At 73.2% G+C, this 22,818-nt stretch carries 25 protein-coding genes; 12 read left to right on the top strand and 13 right to left on the bottom strand.

The window, feature by feature from the left end; genetic code table 11:
• Nucleotides 1–115 precede the first annotated feature (115 nt).
• The 3 genes from dapD (at nt 116) to LQ222_RS03380 (ending at nt 2,830) form a co-directional block, all read left to right on the top strand.
• A complete protein-coding gene (dapD, locus tag LQ222_RS03390; RefSeq protein WP_230164486.1) occupies nt 116–952 on the top strand; it encodes a 2,3,4,5-tetrahydropyridine-2,6-dicarboxylate N-succinyltransferase in 837 nt (278 codons plus the stop codon).
• A gap of 145 nt (nt 953–1,097) precedes the next feature.
• Nucleotides 1,098–2,249, top strand: a complete 1,152-nt coding sequence (gene dapE / locus LQ222_RS03385) for a succinyl-diaminopimelate desuccinylase (RefSeq protein ID WP_230164485.1) — start codon at nt 1,098–1,100, stop codon at nt 2,247–2,249.
• 32 nt (nt 2,250–2,281) lie between these two features.
• Entirely contained in the window at nt 2,282–2,830 is a 549-nt protein-coding gene (locus tag LQ222_RS03380; RefSeq protein ID WP_230164484.1) for a hypothetical protein, read from the top strand.
• Between the two features lie 222 nt (nt 2,831–3,052).
• Here the strand turns inward: LQ222_RS03380 and truA are convergent, their stop codons facing one another.
• Genes truA through def form a run of 3 tightly spaced genes read right to left on the bottom strand, consistent with a single transcriptional unit; the run spans nt 3,053 to nt 5,254 of the window.
• Nucleotides 3,053–3,814: a tRNA pseudouridine(38-40) synthase TruA gene (truA, locus tag LQ222_RS03375; RefSeq protein WP_230164483.1), complete on the bottom strand. Its 762-nt coding sequence runs from the start codon at nt 3,812–3,814 to the stop codon at nt 3,053–3,055.
• Nucleotides 3,814–4,719 (bottom strand): methionyl-tRNA formyltransferase, encoded by a 906-nt coding sequence (fmt, locus tag LQ222_RS03370; protein ID WP_230164481.1) that lies wholly within the window; start codon nt 4,717–4,719, stop codon nt 3,814–3,816. The genes truA and fmt overlap by 1 nt, the downstream gene beginning before the upstream one ends.
• A 4-nt stretch (nt 4,720–4,723) precedes the next feature.
• A complete protein-coding gene (def, locus tag LQ222_RS03365; RefSeq protein WP_230164479.1) occupies nt 4,724–5,254 on the bottom strand; it encodes a peptide deformylase in 531 nt (176 codons plus the stop codon).
• A gap of 208 nt (nt 5,255–5,462) precedes the next feature.
• On the opposite strand from def, the gene LQ222_RS03360 reads away from it, so the two are divergent.
• Together LQ222_RS03360 and LQ222_RS03355 are read left to right on the top strand one after the other, a co-directional pair.
• On the top strand, nt 5,463–5,858 hold the full coding sequence (locus tag LQ222_RS03360) for an Hsp20 family protein (RefSeq protein ID WP_230164550.1): 396 nt from the start codon (nt 5,463–5,465) through the stop codon (nt 5,856–5,858).
• Between the two features lie 99 nt (nt 5,859–5,957).
• Nucleotides 5,958–6,215 carry a DUF1150 domain-containing protein gene (locus tag LQ222_RS03355; protein WP_230164477.1) on the top strand — a complete coding sequence of 86 codons (258 nt, stop codon included), beginning with the start codon at nt 5,958–5,960 and terminating at the stop codon, nt 6,213–6,215.
• A 79-nt stretch (nt 6,216–6,294) separates the two neighbouring features.
• Here LQ222_RS03355 and LQ222_RS03350 read toward each other — a convergent pair whose 3' ends face one another.
• Nucleotides 6,295–7,062 (bottom strand): sulfotransferase domain-containing protein, encoded by a 768-nt coding sequence (locus tag LQ222_RS03350; protein ID WP_230164476.1) that lies wholly within the window; start codon nt 7,060–7,062, stop codon nt 6,295–6,297.
• A gap of 287 nt (nt 7,063–7,349) precedes the next feature.
• On the opposite strand from LQ222_RS03350, the gene LQ222_RS03345 reads away from it, so the two are divergent.
• Nucleotides 7,350–8,873: a DUF563 domain-containing protein gene (locus tag LQ222_RS03345; protein ID WP_230164475.1), complete on the top strand. Its 1,524-nt coding sequence runs from the start codon at nt 7,350–7,352 to the stop codon at nt 8,871–8,873.
• A gap of 227 nt (nt 8,874–9,100) precedes the next feature.
• Here the strand turns inward: LQ222_RS03345 and hpf are convergent, their stop codons facing one another.
• The 7 genes from hpf to LQ222_RS03310 form a co-directional block, all read right to left on the bottom strand.
• Nucleotides 9,101–9,688: a ribosome hibernation-promoting factor, HPF/YfiA family gene (gene hpf / locus LQ222_RS03340; RefSeq protein ID WP_230164474.1), complete on the bottom strand. Its 588-nt coding sequence runs from the start codon at nt 9,686–9,688 to the stop codon at nt 9,101–9,103.
• 102 nt (nt 9,689–9,790) lie between these two features.
• Nucleotides 9,791–11,266: an RNA polymerase factor sigma-54 gene (gene rpoN, locus LQ222_RS03335; protein WP_230164473.1), complete on the bottom strand. Its 1,476-nt coding sequence runs from the start codon at nt 11,264–11,266 to the stop codon at nt 9,791–9,793.
• Nucleotides 11,267–11,403: 137 nt separating this feature from the next.
• A complete protein-coding gene (gene lptB / locus LQ222_RS03330) occupies nt 11,404–12,159 on the bottom strand; it encodes an LPS export ABC transporter ATP-binding protein (RefSeq protein ID WP_230164472.1) in 756 nt (251 codons plus the stop codon).
• Entirely contained in the window at nt 12,156–13,247 is a 1,092-nt protein-coding gene (locus LQ222_RS03325; RefSeq protein WP_230164471.1) for an LptA/OstA family protein, read from the bottom strand. The genes lptB and LQ222_RS03325 overlap by 4 nt, the downstream gene beginning before the upstream one ends.
• A complete protein-coding gene (gene lptC / locus LQ222_RS03320) occupies nt 13,244–13,945 on the bottom strand; it encodes an LPS export ABC transporter periplasmic protein LptC (protein WP_230164469.1) in 702 nt (233 codons plus the stop codon). The genes LQ222_RS03325 and lptC overlap by 4 nt, the downstream gene beginning before the upstream one ends.
• 139 nt (nt 13,946–14,084) lie before the next feature.
• Nucleotides 14,085–15,068, bottom strand: coding sequence for an SIS domain-containing protein (locus tag LQ222_RS03315; RefSeq protein ID WP_230164467.1), 984 nt, complete (start codon nt 15,066–15,068; stop codon nt 14,085–14,087).
• A 710-nt stretch (nt 15,069–15,778) separates the two neighbouring features.
• A complete protein-coding gene (locus LQ222_RS03310) occupies nt 15,779–16,336 on the bottom strand; it encodes a histidine phosphatase family protein (protein ID WP_230164466.1) in 558 nt (185 codons plus the stop codon).
• A 200-nt stretch (nt 16,337–16,536) separates the two neighbouring features.
• Here LQ222_RS03310 and LQ222_RS03305 point away from each other — a divergent pair, with 200 nt between their 5' ends.
• The 4 genes from LQ222_RS03305 (at nt 16,537) to LQ222_RS03290 (ending at nt 20,468) form a co-directional block, all read left to right on the top strand.
• Nucleotides 16,537–17,199 (top strand): Tim44/TimA family putative adaptor protein, encoded by a 663-nt coding sequence (locus LQ222_RS03305; RefSeq protein WP_230164464.1) that lies wholly within the window; start codon nt 16,537–16,539, stop codon nt 17,197–17,199.
• Nucleotides 17,200–17,280: 81 nt separating this feature from the next.
• Nucleotides 17,281–18,606 (top strand): murein transglycosylase A, encoded by a 1,326-nt coding sequence (locus LQ222_RS03300; RefSeq protein ID WP_230164462.1) that lies wholly within the window; start codon nt 17,281–17,283, stop codon nt 18,604–18,606.
• 198 nt (nt 18,607–18,804) lie between these two features.
• Nucleotides 18,805–19,830 carry an NAD(P)-dependent oxidoreductase gene (locus LQ222_RS03295; protein ID WP_230164460.1) on the top strand — a complete coding sequence of 342 codons (1,026 nt, stop codon included), beginning with the start codon at nt 18,805–18,807 and terminating at the stop codon, nt 19,828–19,830.
• 23 nt (nt 19,831–19,853) lie between these two features.
• On the top strand, nt 19,854–20,468 hold the full coding sequence (locus tag LQ222_RS03290) for a TetR family transcriptional regulator (RefSeq protein WP_230164458.1): 615 nt from the start codon (nt 19,854–19,856) through the stop codon (nt 20,466–20,468).
• Here the strand turns inward: LQ222_RS03290 and LQ222_RS03285 are convergent, their stop codons facing one another.
• Both LQ222_RS03285 and LQ222_RS03280 read right to left on the bottom strand, forming a co-directional pair.
• Nucleotides 20,469–21,437 (bottom strand): tripartite tricarboxylate transporter substrate binding protein, encoded by a 969-nt coding sequence (locus tag LQ222_RS03285; protein WP_230164456.1) that lies wholly within the window; start codon nt 21,435–21,437, stop codon nt 20,469–20,471. It lies immediately after the preceding gene.
• A 60-nt stretch (nt 21,438–21,497) separates the two neighbouring features.
• On the bottom strand, nt 21,498–22,082 hold the full coding sequence (locus LQ222_RS03280) for a helix-turn-helix domain-containing protein (protein WP_230164454.1): 585 nt from the start codon (nt 22,080–22,082) through the stop codon (nt 21,498–21,500).
• 27 nt (nt 22,083–22,109) lie between these two features.
• On the opposite strand from LQ222_RS03280, the gene LQ222_RS03275 reads away from it, so the two are divergent.
• The gene (locus LQ222_RS03275; protein WP_230164452.1) at nt 22,110–22,331 is read left to right on the top strand and encodes a hypothetical protein; all 222 of its coding nucleotides are present in this window, start codon (nt 22,110–22,112) and stop codon (nt 22,329–22,331) included.
• On the top strand, nt 22,328–22,798 hold the full coding sequence (locus LQ222_RS03270) for a GNAT family N-acetyltransferase (RefSeq protein WP_230164449.1): 471 nt from the start codon (nt 22,328–22,330) through the stop codon (nt 22,796–22,798). The genes LQ222_RS03275 and LQ222_RS03270 overlap by 4 nt, the downstream gene beginning before the upstream one ends.
• Nucleotides 22,799–22,818 lie beyond the last annotated feature (20 nt).

Genomic DNA, 22,818 nt, shown 5'->3' with positions numbered 1-22,818 from the left:
CGGTCGCCTCCCAGCGGGGGGTCCGGGGGGCTGGCCCTCCGGTCGCGCGTTGACAGGCCCGCGCCACCGCCGCAAGGAGCGCCGCCTGCCCGCCGCACTGCCGGAGACCGACGCCATGGACAAGACCGCCCTTCAGGCCCGCATCGAAGCCCTGTGGCAGACCCGCGACCGCGTCTCCTCCGCCACCGGCGGGTCCGACCGCGCCGCGGTCGAGGAGGCGCTGGAGGCGCTGGACAACGGCCAGGCCCGCGTGGCCGAGCCCGATGGCGCCGGCGGCTGGAAGGTCAACCAGTGGCTGAAGCAGGCCGTGCTGCTGTCCTTCCGGCTGGCCGATTCCGCGCCGATGGACACCGCCGCCGGCGCCTATGACAAGGTGCCGCTGAAGTTCCAGGGTTGGGGCGAGAACCGCTTCAAGGAAGCCGGCTTCCGCGCCGTGCCGGGCGCCGTGGTGCGCCGGTCGGCCTATATCGCGCGCAATGTCGTGCTGATGCCGTCCTTCGTGAATGTCGGCGCGCGGGTCGATGAAGGCACCATGATCGACACCTGGGCCACCGTCGGGTCCTGCGCGCAGATCGGCAGGAACGTGCATATCTCGGGCGGGGTGGGCATCGGTGGCGTGCTGGAGCCGCTGCAGGCCAACCCGGTGGTGATCGAGGATGACTGCTTCATCGGCGCCCGGTCGGAAGTGGCCGAGGGCGTCATCGTCGAGAAGGGCGCCGTGCTGTCGATGGGCGTGTTCATCGGCGCCTCGACCAAGGTGATCGACCGCGCCACCGGCGAGATCTTCATCGGTCGCGTGCCGTCCTATGCCGTGGTCGTGCCGGGGTCGCTGCCGGGCAAGCCGCTGCCGGACGGGTCGCCGGGGCCGTCGCTGTATTGCGCGGTGATCGTGAAGCGGGTGGATGCGCAGACCCGCGCCAAGACCGCGATCAACGAATTGCTGCGCGACTGATGCGCTGCGCTGACGCGCCGGGCGGGCGGCAGGCGCCGCCACCGTGTCGCTGGCAGGCTTGCGCCAACGCGCCGCTGGCACACGCGCGGCGTGACGCAGGCCGCGGACCAGGCGGCGCGCATCCGGGCGCGGGGCGCGCCGCGCCATGACGCAGCGCGTGGCGACCGACCCCATCCCGCTGGCGCAGGCGCTGATCCGCTGCCGGTCGGTGACACCCACCGATGACGGCGCGCTGGAGGTGGTGCAGCGCGCGCTGGAACCGCTCGGCTTCGCCTGCACGCGGCTGGTCTTCGGGCCGGACGACTACCGGGTGGACAACCTGTTCGCCCGGCGTGGCAGCACCGGCCCGCATCTCTGCTACGCCGGCCATACCGACGTGGTGCCGCCGGGCGATGTGGCGGCCTGGACCGATGACCCGTTCTCCGGCGCGGTGCGCGACGGGGTGCTGTACGGCCGCGGCGCCTGCGACATGAAGGGGGGCATCGCCGCCTTCATCGCCGGGCTGGCGGACTACCTGGCCGGGCGGCCGGATCACCCGGGGTCGATCTCCCTGCTCATCACCGGGGACGAGGAAGCGCGGTCGGTCGACGGCACCGCGCGCGTGCTGGAATGGATGCAGGCCGAGGGGCACATCCCCGACATGGCGCTGGTCGGCGAACCGACCAGCAAGGCCAGGCTGGGGGACACCATCAAGATCGGCCGGCGCGGCAGCCTGACGGCGCGCATCGCCGTGCAGGGCAAGCAGGGGCACAGCGCCTATCCGGCGCTGGCCGACAACCCGATCCATCGGCTGGTCGCGGCACTCGGCCCGCTGCTGGCCGCGCCGCTTGACCATGGCAGCGAGTTCTTCCCGCCCACCACGCTGCAGGTGACCGGCTTCGATGTCGGCAACACCGCGTCGAACGTCATACCGGCCTGCGCGCGGGCCATGCTGAACATCCGCTTCAACGACCTGCACGACAGCGCGGCGTTGACCCAGCGGCTGCATGCGGCATTGCAGGCCGCCGGGTGCCGCTACGACATGGTCGCGGAGTGTTCGGGCGAGAGCTTCCTGACCCGCCCCGGCCCCTTCGTCGATGCGCTGTCGCGCGCCATCGCGGCCAGCACCGGCGTGACGCCGGCGCTCGATACCGGGGGCGGCACCTCGGATGCGCGCTTCATCGCGCGCTATTGCCCGGTCGCGGAATTCGGCGCGGTCGGCGCCACGCTGCACCAGGTGAACGAGAACGCGCCGGTGGCGGAACTGCGCGCGCTGGCGGCGACCTATCGCGCCATCCTGCACGAGGTGCTCGGCTGAACGCTGGCCAACCCCCGCCGGCCGGGCCGGTGGTGCGCGGCATTGCCGCCGCGCTGCTGCTGGCGCGCGGCCGCGCCGCCGGGGTCCTGGCCTTCGCGCCGACCATGGCCGAGGCGCGGGCATCCTTCGTCGCGGCGCTGCTGTGCCTGCCGATCTTCCTGCTGCTGCGCGGGCTCAGCGGCACCGGCGCGGCCGGCGGGCCGGACGCCGCGCGGGCATTGGCCGCCGACGTGATCGCCTATGTCTGTTCCTGGGCAGGCTTCGCCCTGGCATCCCTGCCGCTGGCCGAGGCCATGGGCCGCCGCGCGCTGTGGCCGCGGCTGATCGCGGCGTGGAACTGGGTGAACCTGGTGCAGTACGTGGTGCTGGCAGCCTTTACCCTGCCGATGCTGCTCGGCCTGTCGGGCCTGGTGTCGGACGCGCTGGGGCTCGCGGCCGTGGGCTACGCGCTTTGGCTGCAATGGTTCACCGCGCGCGCGGCACTGGGGGTGAACGGCCTGCGCGCCGCCGGCTTCGTGCTGCTGGACCTGGGACTGGCACTGTTCCTGTCGGGGCTGGTGATCCGGCTGTCGGGGGGGTGATGGCGCTATCGGGAGGGCTCTGCCCTCCCGGACCCACCCGCCGGGGCATACGTGCCCCCGGACCCGCGGTGACTGAAGGGTTGGTTGGGAGGAGGGGCTCGTCGGTGGAACCGACGCGACGTGCACCGCGTGCCCCTCCTCCCAACCAACCCTTTGACCCCGGGTCTGGGAGGCGGTCGCCTCCCAGCGGGGGGTCCGGGGGGCTGGCCCCCCGCTGCGCCCTTACCCCCAGTCGATCGCCGGATCGTAGCGCACGCTGGTCAGCGTCAGCCCCTCCGGTGGTGCGGTCTGGCCGGCGCGGGCGCGGTCGCGGCTGTCCAGCACGGCGCGGGGCCAGGTGGTGGGGCGGCGGCCCATGCCGACTTCGGCCAGCGTGCCGACCAGGTTGCGGACCTGGTGGTGCAGGAAGGACCGGGCTTCGGCGATGATGACGATGTCGTCGGCGAGGCGCGCGACGTCGAGGCGATCCAGCGTGCGCAGCGGTGAGTTCGCCTGGCAGGAGGCGGCGCGATAGGCGGAGAAATCGTGCCGCCCCAGCAGCGCCTGCGCTGCATCGTGCATCGCCGCGGCATCGAGCCGCCGCGGCACGTGCCAGACGCGGCCGAGGTCGAGCGCCGGGCGCGAGCGCCGGTTGAGGATGCGGTAGCGATAGGCGCGCCCGATGGCGTCGAAGCGCGGCGACCAGCCCGGCGCGGCGGGCACGGCCGCCAGCACGACCACGGGATGCGGGCGCGCGTGGAAGTTCAGCGCGTCGCGCACGCGGTCGGGCGTCAGCTCGGCGCTGATGTCGATCAGCACCACCTGCGCTTCGGCGTGCACGCCGGCATCGGTGCGGCCGGCGGCGGTGGCGGTGGGGGGTTCGCCGCCGTTCAGATGGGCGGCGGCGTCCTCGATCACCTGCTGGACCGACAGGCCGGTGGCTTGGCGCTGCCAGCCGATGAAGGGCGCGCCGTCGTATTCGACCCGCAGCGCGAAGGCCGGCATCAGCCCAGCGCCGCCCCGCGCGGCAGCGGGAAGCCGCGCAGGAAGGGTTCGGCCTCCTGCGCCGCGCGGCCAGGGCGTTGCAGGCGCAGCAGGCGCAGCGCGCCGCACCCGGTGGCGACCAGCGCGGCATCGTCCAGCACGGTGCCGGGCGGGCCTTCGCCGGGTTCGACCTGCGCGGCCAGCACGCGCACCTGTTCGCCGCCATGGTCGAAGAAGGTGCCGGGCCAGGGGTTCAGCGCGCGCACGCGGCGGTCGAGCGCGGCGGCATCGGCCGTCCAGTCCAGCCGGCCATCCGCCTTGGTAAGCTTGGGCGCATAGGTCACGCCGGCATCGGGCTGCGGCACCGCGGGGGGCTGTTCGGCCAGCGCGCGCAGCACAAGCCGCGCGCCGAGGTCCGCCAGCGCATCATGCAGCGCGCCGACGGTGGCGTCGGGCGCGATTTGCACCGCCTGCGCGAGCAGCATGGGGCCGGTGTCGAGGCCTTCCTCCATCCGCATGATGGTGATGCCGGTGGCGTCGTCCCCGGCCAGGATGGCGGCGTGGATCGGCGCCGCGCCGCGCCAGCGCGGCAGCAGCGAGGCATGGATGTTGATGCACCCCTGCCGTGGCGCATCCAGCATGGCGCGCGGCAGGATCAGCCCATAGGCGGCGACCACCGCGGCATCGAGGCCAAGGGCCGCGAAGGCGTCGTGTTCCGCCAGGTCGCGCTTGAGCCGCGCCGGCGTGCGGACCGCCAGGCCGAGTTCCAGCGCCGCGCGATGCACCGGGCAGGGGGTTTCCTTCTGCCCGCGCCCGGCCGGGCGTGGCGGCTGGCAATAGACCGCGGCGATGTCGTGCCCGGCCGCGTGCAGCGCGCGCAGCGCCGGCACGGCGAAGTCGGGGCTGCCCATGAAGGCCAGGCGCATCGGCTCAGTCGTCCCGCTGCTTCGCCTTGAGGTCCTTGGCGAGCCGGCGCAGCAGCATGTTGCGCTTCAGCGCGGACAGGTAGTCCACGAACAGCACGCCATCCAGGTGGTCGATCTCGTGCTGCAGGCAGGCCGACAGCAGGCCGTCGCCCTCGATCTCGCGCCGTGCGCCGGACAGGTCGTGGTAGCGCACGCGCACCTGCGCGGGGCGCGTCACGTCGGCGTATTGGCCGGGCAATGACAGGCAGCCTTCCTCGCGCGTCGCGACATCCTTGCTGGCGGCGATGATCTCGGGGTTCACCAGCACGATCGGGTCGGGCGCCTCGTTCTTCTGGAGGTCGATCACCACCAGGCGCAGCAATTCGCCGACCTGCGGCGCGGCCAGGCCGATGCCGGGCGCGGCGTACATCGCCGCCAGCATCTGCGGCGCCAGGGCGCGCACACGGTCGGCATCGGCGGCGCCGACGGGCTTCGCCTTGGCGCGCAGGCGCGCGTCGGGAACGAACAGGATCGGCAGCGTCGGGGTGTCGGTCATGGCGGGCGGGGCGATGTAGACCCCGCCGCCCCCCGTTGCAACGGCGCAGGCCCCCTTGCAACCGGGGCCCCGCCCGCCAAAATCCTGGGACGGCGGGGTGCTTCGGGTCCCGCCACCGCTTCGCTCTCGATTGAGGAGGCCCGCTTCGGTGTCGCGCCAGTCGCTTTTCGGATCGCCCCTGTTCCTCGGCTTCGACCACCTCGAGCAGATGCTCGACCGGGTCGGCAAGAACGCCGATGGCTACCCGCCCTACAATATCGAGCAGACCGGCGACAACCGCCTGCGCATCACCCTGGCCGTCGCCGGCTTCGCCATGGACGACCTGCAGATCACGCAGGAGGACAACCAGCTGGTGATCCGCGGCCGCCAGAAGGACGACAGCGAAGGCCGCATCTTCCTGCATCGCGGCATCGCGGCGCGCCAGTTCCAGCGGGCCTTCGTGCTGGCCGAGGGCATGGAGGTGGAAGGGGCGTGGCTCGACAACGGGCTGCTGCACCTCGACCTCAAGCGCCCGCAGCCGGAGGCGCGGGTCAAGACCATCCGCATCGGCGCGCGCACCAACGGGCCGACCGCCCTGATGGAAGGCCCGCCGGAGCGGCGCTGAGACGCCCCCAGGACCACCCGCCTTCCCCCCATCCGGGCCCGTCCGGGCCGGACAACACCGCACGGGCCCCTTCGGGACGGCGCGGCAGGAGCAACCGACATGACCGACCAGACCGACGACACCGACCTGCCGCAGGACCAGGCCCTGACCGCGGCGGACCTCAAGCGCCTCTCGCCGCTGGATTGGGCGCGCTACGGCGCGCAGCGCATCGCCTATGTCCGCCCGGTGGTGGTGAACGGCCAGGCCGCCATCGCCATCCATGCGGCGGACGGCACGCCGATCGGCGCGGCGCCGAGCCTCGACCTCGCGACCGCGGCCATCATGCAGCACGGCATGGGGGCGGCGCTGGTCCACTGACCGGCGCGCCGACAGGCCGTTCGGGACTGCCGCTGCCGTGGCCCGGGCTGCGCCGGACGGCGCAGCCCCACGCGGTCTCTCAGGCCGCCGGGTAGCCCAGCCGTTCCGCCAGGTCGCCGAAGTTGCGGCGGAACTGGGCGTGCAGCGCGGGGGTGAACTGCTCGCGCCACTGCTCCGGGCGGCCGCTGCGCACATGCGTGGTCTTGAGCTGGCCCGAGAAGATGCTGTTGGCATGGGCGATGCGCAGCGCGGCGTCCATGTCCTGCGGGCGCAGCCCCAGCCATTCGAACATCCCGCGAAAGGTCCGCAGCTCGTTGTCCGTCACCAGGTCCTCGAAGCGGATGGTGCGGAAGGTCGGCGACGGGTCGGCGAAATGCGCCATGCGCTTCAGCGTGGTGGCGGCCATGTTGTCCATCTCGAAGGACAGCCGCGCCTCGTCGTCGGGCAGGGAGGCGATCTTCTGCGTGTAGGTCAGGCCGCCGAAGGCCGGGCGCGGGATATGCGCCCAGGCCTCGGGCGGGCCGGGCGTCAGGCGTGCATGGTAATGGGCGCCGCTGATGACGATGTCGCGCGGGTCGCGGATCACGACGATGCCGCGCGCCGTGGGCGGCAGGGGGCCGGTATCGAAGCGCGAATGCGCGTCGATGAAGATGTCCCATTCGTCGATCGGCGGGCGCCGGCGCGGCGCCGACAGGCGATAGCCGCGCCGCACCGCGATCTGCGTGAAGATCTTGAACATCAGCATGGTGCCGGATTTGTGGAAGGTGCCGACCAGCATCTTGCCGGCCAGGGCGTCCGCGGGTGGCGGCGCGGCCGCCACGCCCTGGTCGCCGGTGATCTCCGTCATCCGCCGCTTCTCCATCCGGTTGGCCCGGCGATCCATCCCGGCCGTTCCGCTGCGCCCTGGCGCGGGGCGCCGTCGCCGGGCGCGCCCCGGCGGCCGGGACGCGCCGCTGGAACCGGACTGCTGTAGAGCAGATGCCGGCCGGATGGAATCATCCGGTCGGGCGATGATGCGCGCGGAACCGGCGTGCCGCCGCGCGGCCTTGCCCGTGCCGTCGCGCCCTGTAGCATCGCGCCGCCCGCGCAGCCCCGCCGGCAAGGCGCGGCATCCCAGGGAGAGCGGCCGGGAGCATGGACAAGGAGGTTCCCCCGCCGCCCGCCGCCCCGGCGGACAAGGCGCTGCGCGAAGCCCACCTGGCCGCGGTCGCCACGCTGCGCAAGGCCGCCGCGCGCGGCGACGGCGCCACGGTGGTCGGCCTGTCGCGCCAGCTGGATCCGATGAAGGTCGGCCCAGGCATCGTCGCCGCCGTGGTGAGCGCGGCCCTGCTGGAAGGGCGCGAGCGCGATGTCGCGCATGCCACGGGCTTCGCCATCGCCGCGCAGATCCTGCCGCGGCTGCGCGTGACCATCGCCTGGCAGCTGACCAATTCGGGCCATGTGCTGGAAGGCCTGGCGGTGCTGATGGCCGACAGCGCCACCCTGGCGCCGGTGCCGGGCGACGACGGCGCCAGCCTGCCGGTGCTGCTGCGGATGCTGCAGCGCGCCGCCCATACGGCCACCGTCCCGCCGCCGCTGCGCGCCGCGACGGCGGCGCTGGCCCGGCGGATGCTGGGCGCCGCCGACCGCAAGCCGGAGCCGACCGCGATCCCGTTCGGACCGCCCGGCCCGCGCGCCCCCCTGGCCGGCCCGCCCACCATCATCCGCGCCGCCCCCGGCCTGCCGGCGCCGGTGGCCGAGGAAGCCGCGCGCGCGATGGCCGCCTTCGAGGCCAAGGCGGCCGAGATCGCGCGCCCCGAGGTCTCGGTGCTGCGCAACGTCTTCGTCGACCGCCGCGGCCTGGTGTGGGATCGCGACGGGCGGCCGGTGATGACCTACCAGCAGCCGGTCCCGCCGGCGGGGCTGGCGGCCATGGCCGCTGCGCCGTCGGTCAAGGCGGCGGTGCTGGCGGTCGAGCCGCATGGCAACCTGTACCACTGGTTCGCCGAATGGCTGCCGAGCCTGGCCTGGCGGCTCAATGATGCCGCCGGCACGCTGCCGATCCTGCTGTCGGACCGCGCGCCGGTCTTCGTGGAGGAAAGCCTGGACCTGGCCGATGCCGGCGCCGCGCCGCGCATCGCGGTGGGCGATGCGCTGTTCGTCGAGGAACTGTTCGTCGGCGGGCGCAACCTGTCCTTCCTGGTGCATGGCGCGGCCTATGGCGGCCTGCTGGAGCGCATTGCCGCGCGCGCCGAGGCGATGGCCGATCCGGCGATGGCGGGCGGGCCGGTCTATGTCTCGCGCCGCGATTCGCCCAAGCGCCCGATGGGCGAGGAGGCGGCGCTGGAAGCCGCGCTGGTCGAGCGCGGCTTCGACTGCCTGCTGTTCGCGCAGATGACGCTGGCCGACAAGATCGCCCGGCTGCGCCGCGCGCCGCGCGTGGTCGCGCCCCATGGCGCCGGACTGGCGCTGCTGCTGGCCGCGCGCCCGGGCACGCAGGTGGTCGAGGTGATACCCGCGACGCGCGCCGCGATCACGCTGCGGTCATGCTTCGCGATGATCTCGCGCATCGTCGGCCATCGCCACGTCATGTGGCTGGAACGGCCGGAGCTGGTGGGCGCGGCCTGGGCGGTGGACGTGCCGGGGGTCCTGGCGGAGATCGACGCAGCGGGCGGCTGAACCGCCCGCCGGCGTTGTGGCTGGAGGCATCCACGCTCGCCTTGGCTCGCTTCGATGCATCCAGCCCCTTGTTGTCACGAGCATCCTGGCCCGGTCGGTTGGGTCCAACCGATCGGGATCTGCGCTGGAGCATGCTGCGTTCGCTCGCGCTCACTTCGCAGGCTCTAGCCTGTTGTTTTCAGAGCATCTTCACGCGTTCAGATGATTCGATCTGAACGCGATCTGCTCTATGCCGCGCCGGGATCGAGCCACCCCACATTCCCGTCGGCGCGCCGGTACACCACGTTCAGCGCGCGCGTCGCGGAGTTGCGGAACATCAGCACCGGCACATGCGCGAGGTCCATGCGCATCACCGCCTCGCCCACGCTCAGCAGCGCGATCTCGGCAGGGTGCTCGGCGATGATGGCGCCGTGGTCGGCGCCGTTCGGGGCGGGCGGGGCTTCCTCCTCCTCGCCCTCGATCGCGGCGAGCACGCGCTCGCGACCGGCGGGCGGCGCCTCGCGTTCCGGCGCGGCGGAGCGCGCGTGTTCGTTCATGCGGCGGCGATAGCGGCGCAGGCGCTTGGCCAGGTGTTCGGCGGCCTCGTCGAAGGCGCGGTGGGCGTCGGGGCCCTCGCCCTCGGCACGCATGGTCAACCCGCGCCCGGCCTTGAGGTTGATGTCGCAGGCGAAATGCGCTCGGGAACGGTGGAAGGTGACGTTGGCTTCCAGCGCGTGGTCGAAATACTTGCGCGTGATGGCATCGAGGCCGTCTCGCACATGGACCTTCAGCGCCTCGCCGGTTTCGACCTGCTTGCCTGCGACCGTGACATGCATGGGGCTCTGCCCTCCTTCTTCAGTGAAAGGGAGGGGCCGCCCGTGGCGACCGCATCGCCGGGTCCGCATCCTCCGCGCGGGCCCGCAAGGCTCTCGGGTCGATCAGGCCGGGACGGCCTTCTCCCGTTTGCGTTGCACGGATGATGGGATGCGCAACGCGTCGCGGTATTTGGCCACGGTCCGGCGGGCAATGTCCACGCCTTCCGCGCGAAGACGCTCCACGATCGCATCATCCGACAGGATATCGTCGCAGCGCTCGCCCTCGACCATCGCCTTGATGCGGTGTCGCACCGCTTCCGCGCTCACGGAATCGCCCCCGGCGGTGCCGGCGATGGCGGTGGTGAAGAAATACTTGAGCTCGAAGGTGCCGCGCGGCGTGGCGATCGCCTTGTTGGACGTCACGCGGGAGACGGTGCTTTCGTGCATGCCGACTTCCTCCGCGACGTTGCGCAGGATCAGCGGGCGCAGGTGCGCCACGCCGTGGCGGAAGAAGCCGTCCTGCCGGCGCACGATCTCGGCCGAGACCTTCAGGATGGTGTTGGCGCGCTGCTCCAGCGACTTCACCAGCCACGACGCGGTCTGGAAGCGTTCGGCCACCCAGGCCTTCTCGTCGCGCGACCTGGCACCCACCACGGCGCGCGCATGGAAGCCGCGGTTGATCAGCACGCGCGGCAGCGTCTCGGGGTTGAGTTCGATGATCCAGTCATCGGCCGGGCCGCGGCGCATCAGCACGTCGGGCACCAGCGTGACCGCCGGCGGGGCGTCGAAGGAACAGCCGGGCTTGGGGTCGAGCCGTTTCAGCTCGGCCACCATCTCCGCCATGTCCTCGGCATCGACACCGCACACGCGCTGCAACCCGCGCAGGTCGCGCCGCGCCAGCATGTCCAGGTTGTCGAGCAGCGCCGCCATGGCCGGGTCGTAGCGGTTGCGGTCGGCCAGCTGCACCATCAGGCATTCGCGCAGGTCGGCGCAGAACATCCCCACCGGGTCGAAGCGCTGCATGCGGCGGCGCACGGCGGTCACCGCGGCTTCGTCGCAGCCCAGCGCATCGGCGATGGTGGCGTCGGGCACCGCGAGCCGCCCGGCGGGGTCCACCAGCGCCAGCAGGTTGCCCGCGATCATGCGTTCGGCCGGCGTGCGGAAGGTCAGGCGGAGCTGCTCGCCGAGATGTTCGCGCAGCGTCTTGCCGGGCGCCGCCATGGCGTCGATGCCCGACAGCTCGTCGTCGAAATCGGCGCGCCCGCCCGCACCCATGTGCGGCGTGCCGGCGTCGTAGACGTTGTCCCACTGGGCATCGAGCGGCGCCGCGGTGTCGGCGGGCAGCACATCGGATGCCGCGGCGGCGGCGGCGTCGGGGGCTTCGGGGGCCGCGGGCAGCGGGTCGGTGCCGCGGCCGGCATCGGGGCCGGGGTCGGTGCGCTCGTCGCGTTCGAGCAGCGGGTTGCGCTCCAGCTCCTCCTCGACGAAGGCGGTGACTTCCAGGTTCGAGGATTGCAGCAGCTTGATCGCCTGGCGCAGCTGCGGCGTCATCACCAGCTGCTGCGAATGGCGCAGGTCGAGCCGCGGGCCGATCGCCACTATCCGCTGCTCCGCCGCGCGGCCATCGCGACGCGGACGCGGCCCGCGGGCGCGGTTGCGCCGTGCATGGCCCGGCCGGCCCCGTCCCGGCCTGCCGCACGCCCCTGCCAGTAAACGCGGTCAGCCATCACGCCAGCCTAGAGACTGAACCTTTCGCCCAGGTAGACGCGGCGCACCCCCTCATGCGCGACGATGTCGCGCGGGCTGCCCTCCATCAGCACCTGGCCGTCGTGCAGGATATAGGCGCGGTCGATGATCTCGAGCGTCTCGCGCACGTTGTGGTCGGTGATCAGCACGCCGATGCCGCGGTTCTTGAGGTGCTTCACCAGGTCGCGGATTTCGCCGACCGCGATCGGGTCGATGCCGGCCAGCGGTTCGTCCAGCAGCACATAGGCGGGGTGGGTCGCCAGCGCGCGGGCGATCTCGCAGCGCCGGCGCTCGCCGCCCGACAGCGCCAGCGCCGGCGCGCGGCGCAAATGGGAGATGCCGAATTCGGCCAGCAGGCTGTCGAGCATCTGCTCGCGCCGGTCGCGCACGGGTTCGACCACTTCCAGCGCGGCGCGGATGTTGTCCTCGACATTCAGGCCGCGGAAGATCGAGGCTTCCTGCGGCAGGTAGCCAAGGCCGAGCCGCGCGCGGCGGTACATCGGCAAGGTCGTGACGTCGTGACCGTCCAGGATCACCTGGCCTTCATCGGGCTGCACCAGGCCGGTGATCATGTAGAAGGTGGTGGTCTTGCCGGCGCCGTTCGGGCCGAGCAGGCCGACCGCCTCGCCCCGCTTCACCGAGATGGAGACGCCGCGCACCACGGGGCGCTTCTTGTAGCGCTTGCCCAGGCCGTTCGCGACCAGCGTGCCGGCGGCGCCTTCGATCACGCGCAGGGCGTCGCTCATCGCGGCGCCTGCTGCTGTTGCTGCGGCTGGCCGGGCGCGGGCAGGCCCTGGCCGCCCTGCTGCGGCACCACCAGCCCCTGCACGCGCGCACCCGGCGCGGAGACGAGGCGCGCCACGCCGGTCTGCATGTTCACGATCGCTTCCTGGCCCGACAGCGTATTGTCCCCCCGGGTGATCCGCACATTCGCCAGCAGCCGCGCCAGGCCGGTATTCGGGCTGTAGACGCCGCGGTCGCCGCGCACGACCTCGTCGGCGGTGCGAATCTCGACATTGCCGAAGGCCTCGACGCGATCGAGGCTGGACGGCGCCTGGCTGCCCGGCGCGGCACCGGGCATCGCGGTCGTGCCCGCGCCGGCGGTGGCGGTGGCGGTGACGGCCTGCGGCCGCGGCGCGGTGGCCGTGGCGGGGGTCTCGGCGAAATACGCGACCAGCGTGTCGGCCCGCACGCGGCGGCCGTCATTGGTCACCACCACAGCATTGCCGCGCGCCACCGCCATGCGGCGGGCAGACCAGTACTCGATGCTGTCGCGCGCGGTCAGCGTATTGTCGGGATTCACCAGGCGCAGGTTCTGCCCGGTCAGCACCATCACCGCCTGGTCCATGTCGTAGACGGCGCGATCGCCTTCGGCGCGGTCGGTGGCGGTGGTGATGACCACGTTGCCCTCGGCCTCGAGGCGCCAGATCTCGCCGCCGCCGGCGGGGCCGTCGGCCGGCGCGCGCGCGGCGGTGGCACCGGCGCCGCCACGCGGACGATAGCGCGCGATCAGCCGGTCGGATTCAACCGTGACCCCGCCGCGCGTGGCCCGCGCCTGGCCGCGCGCGACGATGACCTGGTCGGCCTGGCGCCATTCGATCCCGTCATTCGACGTCACCTCGACCGGGCCGCCCTGGCTGAGGTCGATGCCCTGCGCGACGGCGCCGCCGGCGAGCAACAGCATGGCGGCGGCCAGCGCGGCCGCGCGCAGGTGGTGCAGGCCGCGGGTGATCGGCTGCGGCTGGGCGCCTTGCGGTGCGGTGCTCGGCCGCGCCTGCGCGCACTGATGGTCGCCGGTGCGCGGCGGCCACGGTCGCGGATCCGACGCGCTCATTGCCCACCCTCCAGCACCGCGCGGGCGCGGCCGGTGAAGACCACCACCTGGCCGCGCTCGGTCAGGCGGAAGCCCTCGCTGACCAGCGTGCCGAAGGGGCCCTGCGCGGCGACCGGGCTGTCGCCCGAGGCGGCGCCATCCTGCAGCAGCACCTCGGCCGTCGCGGTCACCAGCAGATTGCCGCCATCCTGCCAGAGCGTGACGTCGCCGCTCAGGTCAAGCCGGTTGGTGCCCTTGTCGAAGCGACCCTCGCGCGATTCCAGCAGCACCCAGGACCCGTCGGTCAGCAGGATGTCGGCGCGCGGCTGCGTCAGGTCCACGATATCGGCGGAGTCGGTCTGCGCCGCGACATCGGCGGTGACGGTGAAGGGACGGTTCTGCTCGTCCAGGCCCTGGTAGCGCGGCTCGACCAGCCGCACGGCATCGGGCTGCGCCTGGATGACGCGGCGGAAGGACACCCGCGCGCGGTCCTCCATGCGGTCGAGTTCCGGCCAGACGGCGATACCCACCAGCAGGCCCACGCCCAGGATCGGGAACAGCCACTTCGCCAGGCGCACCGCAAGCCGCCGCCGCGCGATCTGCCCGGCCGAGGGCGCCCAGCGTTCGCGCGACGGCGCGAGCATGCGGCGCGGCGCGACCGGACCGGCCGTGCGCAGCGGCACGGGCGGCGCGGCGCGGGGACCCTCGCGCGTGCTCATGGCGCGGCCCGGCGCGCCTTGGCGCGGCGCTGCCCGCGGACATCCACGCCGCGCAACCCGCGCGTGCCCGAGAGATGTGTCCCACGCGTCGTCACGCGATGCGTCCCGCATGCACCGGCGGACCCTCCCCCGCGCATGGTCACGCCACCCCCGCGCGCAGCAGGTCGTGGATGTGCAGGATGCCGACCGGGCGGCCGCCATCGTCCAGCACGAACAGCGCGGTGATGGCGCGCGTGTTCATCTCGTGCAGCGCCTCGGCGGCCAGGGTGTCGGGGCGAACGGTGCGCGGCGCGCGGGTCATCACCTCGCCGGCAGTGCGTGACAGCAGCGTGGCCGCGCCGCCGGATTCCAGGCCGCGGCGCAGGTCGCCATCGGTGATGATGCCGAGCAGCCGGCCATCGGAATCGGTCACGCCCAGGCAGCCGAAGCGACGGGCCGTCATGGCCACGATGGCGGCGTCCATCGGCATGGCGGATGGCGCGACGGGCAGTTCCTCCGCGCCGTGCATCAGGTCGCGCACACGCGACAGCCGCGCACCCAGCTTGCCGCCCGGGTGGAACACCCGGAAATCGGCGGCGGTGAAGCCGCGGCGTTCGAGCAGCGCCACCGCGATCGCGTCGCCCAGCGCCAGCTGCATGGTGGTCGAGGTGGTGGGCGCGAGGCCCATCGGGCAGGCCTCGGGTGCCGCGGGCAGCACCAGGGCGACATCGGCGGCGCGCGCCAGCGTGCTGTCGGCGCGGCCGATGATGCCGACCAGCGGCAGGCCGAACCGCTTGGCATGGCCGATCAGGTCGGCCAGTTCCGGCGTCTCGCCCGAATTGGACAGCGCGAGCACCGCATCGCCGGCGACGATCATGCCGAGGTCGCCGTGCGAGGCCTCGGCCGGGTGGACGAACAGCGCCGGCGTGCCGGTCGAGGCCATGGTCGCGGCGATCTTGCGTGCGACGTGGCCGGACTTGCCCATGCCGCTGACCACGACGCGGCCGGTGGCGGATGCCAGGCGGGAGACCGCCTGCGCGAAGCGGTCGTCGAGGCTGTCGGCGAGCGCGGTCAACGCCTCGGATTCCAGGGCGAGGACGCGGCGGGCGGTGGCGATGTCGGGATGCGGGGCGGGCGCGTTCACGCTGCCTGTATGGTGCGGCGGGGGCGACGGGTCAATGAAACTGCGCCAATGGTAAACAAGAAGCGTGCCACACGGAACCGGCACCCGCGGCGCCACTGCCCGCCCGGCGCCGGCGGCCCAAGGCCCACGCAACAGCGCCACCCACATTCTTCGGATCGTGCGCAGCGCGATCCGGGAGCGCGACTGCGCGACCGCGCCCAACCCGCCCGCCGCCGCCAGCGCACCAGCCCATGGCGCGCAGGCAAGGGCCGCGAACGCGGCCCGCCCGCCGATTGAGGGTCACGCAAAAACCTCGGATCGTGCGCAGCGCGATCCGGGAGCGCGACTGCGCGACCGCGCCCAACCCGCCCGCCGCCGCCAGCGCACCAGCCCATGGCGCGCAGGCAAGGGCCGCGAACGCGGCCCGCCCGCCGTCTGCGGGTCACGCAAAAACCTCGGATCGTGCGCAGCGCGATCCGGGAGCGCGACTGCGCGACCGCGCCCAACCCGCCCGCCGCGCCGGGCGCACCAGCCCCCGGCGCGAAGGCAAGGGCCGCGGACGCGGCCCGCCCGCCGTCTGAGGGTCACGCAAAAACCTCGGATCGTGCGCAGCGCGATCCGGGAGCGCGACTGCGCGACCGCGCCCAACCCACCCGCCGCCGCCAGCGCACCAGCCCATGGCGCGCAGGCAAGGGCCGCGGACGCGGCCCGCCCGCCGTCTGAGGGTCAACCTAATGATGCTTCCACGGAACCAGCGCGGGGCCCGGCGCCGTCGGGTCGACCCGCAGGATCTGGCCGTTCGTCACGCTGAGCCCGGTCAGCGCCATCACGAACCCCCAATGCGTCACCACCAGCGTATGCGCCCAGTCGTCCAGCGCCGCCATCTCGGCGCGGAACAGCGCGGCGCGAGCCTCGACCTGGTCGGCGGGTTCCTCCTGCGGCGGCCACCAGACCTCGTCGATATGCGCCAGGTCGACATCGGGAAACGCCATGCGCAGCGCCGTCGCCGGGCTGCCGATGTCGCAGGTGAAGGCGTAGCGTTCGCGCACCAGCGGCGTCACGGTCAGGCGAAGCCCCAGCCGCCGCGCGGTCGGCAGCGCGGTCTGGATCGCCCGGCGATACGGCGAGACCAGGATGCGGCGGATGTCCTCGGTCGCCAGCGCCTCGGCCGCCTGCTGCGCCTGCTCGTGGCCGAGCGGCGTCAGCACCGGGTCGACGATGCCCGGATCCTTCCGGGTCTGGGTGAACAGCAGGTTGAACTCGCTCTGTCCGTGGCGGAGCAGGATCATGCGGCGGGCGTCCCGGGAACGACCGCACCGGGGTAGCGGGCGGCGCGCCGGGCCGCAACCTCGGGCGGCCTGATGCGCTTGGCGGTCAAGGACCAGCCGTGCCGGGCCTGCCCTGGCGGGGTCGCGCGGCGGCGAAGCACCCGGTCAATGTTGCGGACGGGGCATGGCGGCCCTAAGTGATGTGATCCGAGGAGTTCCCCATGACAGGCGGCTTGCCGATCGATCTGATCCTGTTTGCCATGGTCGCGGCCTTCCTGGTGCTGCGCCTGCGCAGCGTCCTGGGGCGCCGGACAGGCTACGAGCGTCCGCCGGAAGCGGCGCCCGGCGCCCCCGCCGCACCGGCGGGGCGCGAGGCCGACATCATCCCCATGCCGGCCGCCGCCGCGGCGCCGCGCGGCCTGCCCGACCCGCGCAGCCCTGCGGGCCAGGCGCTGGCGCGCATCCGCGGCGCCGATGCCGGCTTCGACCCGGCCGCCTTCCTGGGCGGCGCCGAGGGCGCCTTCCGCATGATCGTGGCCGCCTTCGCCGCCGGCGACCGCGACACGCTGCGCAACCTGCTGTCCGACGATGCCTATGCCGGCTTCGACGGCGCCATCGCCCAGCGCGAGGCCGCCGGCGAGACCCAGCGCACCGAATTGCGTTCGATCCAGGAGATGGCGATCGAAGGCGCCGAGCTGCGCGGCACCGTCGCCGACATCACCGTGCGGATCGTCTCCGACCAGGTGAACCTGACGATCGCGAGGGACGGTTCGATCAGCGCGGGCGCCGAGGCTGTGACCGAGATCATCGACCTCTGGACCTTCCAGCGCGACGTTTCGGGTTCCGATCCCACCTGGAAGCTGGTGGGAACCCGGCCCGCCTAAGCCCCGGGCCGGGGCGTCCGCGACGCTCCTTCAGCCCCCGGAGAGTCGCGGCGCCGGCCGGGCTGGGGTAATGTTCCGATCATGGTCTGGGTGGGATCGTCCGGCCGCGGGTTTGGCGCCGCTGCCTTCGTGCTGATGGGGCTGCTGGCGGCATTGCCGGCCCGCGCCCAGCATGGCGGCCCGCCCGCCGAGCCCGAGCCCCGCGCGGCCGAGGAGCTGGGCCCGCCCGCGCCCCCGCTGCTGCGCCGCGTGGCCTTCGACGACCTGCCGGGCTGGGCTTCCGACACGCATCACGACATCCTGCCGGCCTTGCAATCCAGTTGCGGCGCCCTGCGGCCGATGCGCGCCGACTTCGTGCTGGGCGGTCAGGGCGATGCGGCGCTGCGGGCGGGCACGGCGGCGGCCTGGCAGGGGCTGTGCCTGGAGATCCGCGCGCTGGAACGCGCCCTGCCCCGCCCGCCGCGCGCCGGCGCCGGCCGTGCGCATGACCGCCGCGTGGCGGCCTGGCTGGCGGCGCGCCACCTGGCGGTGCGCGAATTCATCGAGGCCCGCTTCGAGCCCTTCGCGGCCGGCGCGGGCATCATGACCGGGTATTACGAACCGATCCTGCGTGGGGCGGTGGAACCCGACGAGGTGTTCCGCACCCCGCTGCACAGCCGCCCGCCCGAACTGGTCGAAGCGGCCGTGCCGAACAACCCGCTGCGCCGCCGCTACGGCATGATGGTCGAAGGGCGGATGGAGCCCTTCCACGACCGCGCGGCGATCGACACCGGCGCGCTGGCCGGGCGCGGGCTGGAGCTGGTCTGGGTGGACGACCCGGCCGATGCCTTCTTCCTGCATATCCAGGGGTCGGGCCGCGTGGTGCTGCCGAATGGAGAGGTGATGCGCGTCGGCTTCGCCGGGCACAATGGGCGCGGCTATGTCGCGATCGGGCGGCTGCTGATCGAGCGCAACGAGATCCCGCGCGAGCAGATGTCGATGCAGGCGATCCGCGCCTGGCTGGCCAGCGCGGGCCACGACCGCGCCACCGAATTGCTGCGCGGCAACCCGTCCTATGTGTTCTTCCGGCGGGTCGAGGGGCTGACACTGGAGCAGGGGCCGATCGGCGCCATGGGCGTGCCGCTTACGCCCCAGCGCAGCGTCGCGGTGGACCGCGCCTTCATCCCGCTGGGCGCGCCGATGTGGGTGATGGTGAAGGACCCGATGGCGCGCCGCGACACGCCGCCGGTGGGCCGCCTGGTGGTGGCGCAGGATACCGGGGGGGCGATCCGCGGGCCGGCGCGCACCGATTTCTTCCAGGGCTGGGGCCAGGAGGCCGGCGAGCGCGCCGGGCGCATGCGCGACGAGGCGGAGGTGTTCGTCCTGCTGCCGCGCGGGACGGAGACGGCGACGGCGCAGGCGCAGTAGCGCGCTGCGTCGCGCCGGCAGGCGCGCCACTGCTCCCGCTACGCCGGCAGGCGCGCCACTGCTCCCGCTACGCCGGCAGGCGCGCCACTGCTCCCGCTACGCCGGCAGGCGCGCCACCGCTCCCGCTACGCCGGCAGGCGCGCCACTGATGGACAGCCCCTGGCCGCGGCGCAAGGATGCGCGGCAGGAGGAACGCCCGTGCAGGACTGGCCCGCGACCATCGCCGACGAAGAATCGCTGGAGGAGGTGCTCTCGCGCCCCGACCCCGCGCTGGTGGCCGACCTGGCCGCCGTGCCCGGCGACATCCTGGTGCTGGGCGCGGCCGGCAAGATGGGGCCGACGCTCTGCCGGCTGGCCAAGCGCGCGGACCCCGCGCGGCGCATCATCGCGGTGGCGCGCTGGTCCGAGGACGGGCTGCGCGCGCGCATGGAATCCTGGGGCATCGAATGCCTCGCGGCCGACCTGACCGACCGCGCGGCGCTGGCGGCCCTGCCCGATGCGCCCAACGTCGTGTTCATGGCGGCGCGCAAGTTCGGCTCCACCGGCAACGAGGCGCTGACCTGGGCGATGAACGTGCTGCTGCCGGCGATGGTGGCGGAACGCTGGGCCGGATCGCGCATCGTGTTCTTTTCCACCGGCAACGTGCTGCCGCTGGTGCCGGTGGGGTCGGGCGGCGCGACCGATGACACGCCGCCCTCGCCGATCGGCGACTACGCGGCATCCTGCCTGGGGCGCGAACGCGTGTTCCAGCACGCCGCCGCCACCCGCGGCACGCCCTGCTTCGGCATCCGGCTGAACTACGCGATCGACCTGCGCTATGGCGTGCTGGCCGATATCGCGACGAAGGTGCGCGACGGCGTGCCGGTGCCGGTCACGATGGGCCATGCCAACGTGATCTGGCAGGGCGATGCCAATGCCTGGACGCTGCGCGCGCTCGCGCGCTGTTCGCCCGACTGCCCGGTGCTGAACGTGACCGGGCCGGAGACCGTGAGCGTTCGCCAGGTCGCCGGCGACTTCGCGCGGCGCCTGGGCCGGGACGTGACCTTCGCCGGCGCCGAGGCGCCCGATGCGCTGCTGTCCAACGCGGCGCGCGCCTTCGCGCTGTTCGGCTACCCGCGCGTGCCGCTGGCGCGGATGCTGGACTGGGTGACGGGCTGGGTGGCGCAGGGCGGGCGCTCGCTGGGGAAAGCCACCAAGTTCGAAGTGCGCGACGGGCGGTTCTGATGGAGGGATCGGCGCAGCGGCCCTTGTCCGCGCGCGCCGCCGCGACGCGCCAGCGCATCCTGGATGCGGCGCTGGCGGAATTCGCGGCCCACGGGCTGGCCGGCGCGCGGGTGGACGAGATCGCGCTGCGCTCGGGCGCCAACAAGCGGATGCTCTACGCGCATTTCGGATCGAAGGAAGAGCTCTGGCTGGTCGTGCTGGAGCAGGCCTATGCCGCCAAGCGCGCCGAGGAACGCGCGCTGGAGGTCGAGCACCTGCCCCCCGAGGAAGCGATGGCGCGCCTCGTGCGCTTCAACCTGCGCTATACCGCCGCCCATCCGGAATTCGTCGCACTTCTGAACCAGGAGAACATCCACCGCGCGGCGTATCTGAAACGCAGCGCGGAAGTGCCGGCGATGTACTCGCCGCTGCTCGGCAGCCTGCGCGCGGTGCTGAAGCGCGGCGAGGAGACCGGGCGCTTCCGCCGCGGCGTGGATCCGCTGCAGCTGTATGTGACGATGCTCGGCCTCGGGCATTTCTGGGTGGCGAACCGGCACACGCTGTCGACGATCTTCGACGCCGACCTCGGCACCGAGGCGGCGCTCGAGGCGCGCGAGGCGCATGTGGTGGAGGTGGTGCTTGGCTACCTGAAGCCCTGATCAGTTGAGCTGGATGTCGAGGCGCCGCAGCAGCGGGCCCCAGCGTTCCGCCTCGCGCGACAGGAAGGCCTGGAAGTCGGCGGGCGTGCCGCCGGCGGCCAGGATGCCCTCGTTCAGCAGGCGTTCCTTCACCGTGGCATCGGCGGTGGCGGCAGCACCGGCGGCGTTGAGCCGCGCGACCGCGGCCGGCGGCGTGCGCGCGGGTGCCAGCAGCCCGAACCAGGTCACCGCGACCAGGCCGGGATAGGACTCCGCGAAGGTCGGCTGGTCGGGCAGGTTGGGCAGGCGCGTCTCGCCGGTCCAGCCGATGATGCGCGCGCGGCCCGACCGCGCGGCCGCCAGGCCCGTGGCGCCGCCCACCAGGATGGAATCGAGCGTGCCCGCCAGCAGGTCGTTCAACTGCGGCGCATCGCCGCGATAGCCCACATCCTGCCAGTCCAGGCCGATGCGATCGGCGATCAGCGCGCCGGCGATGTGGTTGAACGACCCGCGCCCATTGTGGCCCCAGGTGACCTTGCCGGGATTGGCGCGCACATGCGCCACATACCCGGCAATGGTGTCGGGGATGCCGGGCTTCACCGCGATGCAGAAGGGCAGCGTCGCGACATGCACGACGGGCGCGAAATCCTCCGGCCGGTAGGGCAGGTTGCGGCCGATCAGCGGGTTGATGGTCAGCGTGGTGCCCGACGACATCAGCAGCGTATGGCCATCGGGGGCGGCGCGTGCGGCGGCCTCGGCGCCGATCACGGTCTGCGCGCCGGGCTTGTTGTCGATCACCACGTTCTGGCCGAGCAGCGGGGCCATCTTCTCTGCGACCAGGCGCGCGGTGACGTCGGTGGATCCGCCGGGCGGGAAGGGCACGATGATGGTGACGGGGCGGGTGGGGCTCCAGCCCGCCTGCGCGCGGGCGGCGCCGGCGGCGGCCAGGCCCAGCGCGGGCAATGCGCGGCGGGCGATGCGATGGGTCATGCCGTTTCCTCCCAGGATTTGGCGTAAGCCTGCCACCGGCCCCGGCGCCGCGCCATCACTTCAGCGCCGCGACAGCGCCACCAGGTAGCGGCAGGGCTTCGACTTCGATGGGTTGCGGTAGGCATGGCCCCTTGGCGTGTCGAGGTCGAAGGCCAGGGCGTCGCCGGCCTGGAGCACGGCTTCCTCGGCGCCTTCCTCGATCGCGAGGCGGCCTTCCAGCACCCAGGCCACCTGGCCGCGCAGGAAGGCGAAGGAGGCCGCCGGATAGGCCACGCGCGCGCCGGGCGGCAGTTCCACTTCGACCAGCTCCGGCTCGGCGCCGGGGGGTGATACGGCGCGGCGGCGGTAGCGCGTGGCGGGGTCGGTCCAGAGCGGCTGCGCCGGCAGGCGCGCGATGCGCGAGGGCCCGGCATCGGCCTCGGCGCGCGCCAGCAGGGTGGAAACCGTCAGGTGCAGCGCGCCCGACAGCCGGCCGAGCAGCGCGGCGGTGGGGCTCGCCTCGGTGCGCTCGATCTTGCTGATCATGGCGCGCGAGACGCCCGAGGCGGCAGCGAGGTCGGCGATGGACCAGCCGCGCGCCTCCCGTTCGCGGCGGATGCGCTGGCCGAGGAGGGTGTCGAGGGGTGCCGGCGTTTCGGTGGACATGCATCCACTATAGTGGATAATGCGGCGATGACCACGCCGCCCCCGCCCCGCCACAATGGTGGCCCACCGCTGCATGAGGACGAAGCGCAGACCGGCTGGAAGGCCTGGTGCTGGCGCCGCGCGCACAAGCGCGCCTGGAAGACCCCGCCGCGCGAGGTCGCGCTGCGCCGCCTGGCGCGGGCGGAGGCGCTGGGCATGAGCTATCGCGACTATACGCTCGAGATCCTGGAACGCGGGCGCTACCTGTGAGGATCGTCGAGGGGGGTCTGGACGATGCGCGGGTGCAGGCGCTGGTGGCGCTGCACCAGCGCCTGGCACGCGAAGCCACGGCGGAAGGCTTCGCCTTCGCGCTGGACCTGTCCGGGCTGCGTGCGCCCGGGATCCGCTTCTTCAGCGCCTGGGATGCCGATGCGCTGCTGGGCGTGGGTGCGCTGAAGCGCCTTGCACCCGACCATGGCGAGGTGAAGTCGATGCACACCGCGCAGGCGGCGCGGCGCCGTGGCGTCGGTGCGCTGCTGCTGCGCCACATCATCGCCGAGGCACGCGCGGCCGGCATGGCGCGGGTCAGCCTGGAGACCGGCACCAGCGCGTATTTCCAGGCCGCGGTGGCGCTGTACCTCGCGCAGGGCTTCACCCCCTGCGGCCCCTTCGGCGACTACGCCGCCAGCGCGGAGAACCGCTTCCTCACACGCCCGACCGCCGCGGCGTCCGGGTGATCCCCGCTTCGGCGTGGCGG

Source organism: Roseomonas sp. CECT 9278 (assembly GCF_918698155.1).
Classification (GTDB): Bacteria; Pseudomonadota; Alphaproteobacteria; order Acetobacterales; family Acetobacteraceae; genus Neoroseomonas.
Note: the sequence above shows the minus strand (reverse complement) of the source record. Positions and strands in the feature narration are given on the sequence as shown.

Bases quoted from the DNA above. Each gene is read 5' to 3' on its own strand.
- LQ222_RS03310 (WP_230164466.1), bottom strand. From the start codon at position 16,336: ATGATCCTGCTCCGCCACGGACAGAGCGAGTTCAACCTGCTGTTCACC.
- LQ222_RS03280 (WP_230164454.1), bottom strand. From the start codon at position 22,082: ATGTCCACCGAAACGCCGGCACCCCTCGACACCCTCCTCGGCCAGCGC.
- fmt (WP_230164481.1), bottom strand. From the start codon at position 4,719: ATGCGCCTGGCCTTCATGGGCAGCCCCGACTTCGCCGTGCCGGCGCTG.
- LQ222_RS03360 (WP_230164550.1), top strand. From the start codon at position 5,463: ATGCTCGACCGGGTCGGCAAGAACGCCGATGGCTACCCGCCCTACAAT.
- LQ222_RS03275 (WP_230164452.1), top strand. From the start codon at position 22,110: ATGACCACGCCGCCCCCGCCCCGCCACAATGGTGGCCCACCGCTGCAT.
- lptC (WP_230164469.1), bottom strand. From the start codon at position 13,945: ATGAGCACGCGCGAGGGTCCCCGCGCCGCGCCGCCCGTGCCGCTGCGC.
- def (WP_230164479.1), bottom strand. From the start codon at position 5,254: ATGACCGACACCCCGACGCTGCCGATCCTGTTCGTTCCCGACGCGCGC.
- LQ222_RS03325 (WP_230164471.1), bottom strand. From the start codon at position 13,247: ATGAGCGCGTCGGATCCGCGACCGTGGCCGCCGCGCACCGGCGACCAT.
- dapE (WP_230164485.1), top strand. From the start codon at position 1,098: ATGACGCAGCGCGTGGCGACCGACCCCATCCCGCTGGCGCAGGCGCTG.
- LQ222_RS03305 (WP_230164464.1), top strand. From the start codon at position 16,537: ATGACAGGCGGCTTGCCGATCGATCTGATCCTGTTTGCCATGGTCGCG.
- dapD (WP_230164486.1), top strand. From the start codon at position 116: ATGGACAAGACCGCCCTTCAGGCCCGCATCGAAGCCCTGTGGCAGACC.
- hpf (WP_230164474.1), bottom strand. From the start codon at position 9,688: ATGCATGTCACGGTCGCAGGCAAGCAGGTCGAAACCGGCGAGGCGCTG.
- LQ222_RS03300 (WP_230164462.1), top strand. From the start codon at position 17,281: ATGGTCTGGGTGGGATCGTCCGGCCGCGGGTTTGGCGCCGCTGCCTTC.
- LQ222_RS03345 (WP_230164475.1), top strand. From the start codon at position 7,350: ATGGACAAGGAGGTTCCCCCGCCGCCCGCCGCCCCGGCGGACAAGGCG.
- lptB (WP_230164472.1), bottom strand. From the start codon at position 12,159: ATGAGCGACGCCCTGCGCGTGATCGAAGGCGCCGCCGGCACGCTGGTC.
- LQ222_RS03350 (WP_230164476.1), bottom strand. From the start codon at position 7,062: ATGACGGAGATCACCGGCGACCAGGGCGTGGCGGCCGCGCCGCCACCC.
- LQ222_RS03285 (WP_230164456.1), bottom strand. From the start codon at position 21,437: ATGACCCATCGCATCGCCCGCCGCGCATTGCCCGCGCTGGGCCTGGCC.
- LQ222_RS03355 (WP_230164477.1), top strand. From the start codon at position 5,958: ATGACCGACCAGACCGACGACACCGACCTGCCGCAGGACCAGGCCCTG.
- truA (WP_230164483.1), bottom strand. From the start codon at position 3,814: ATGCCGGCCTTCGCGCTGCGGGTCGAATACGACGGCGCGCCCTTCATC.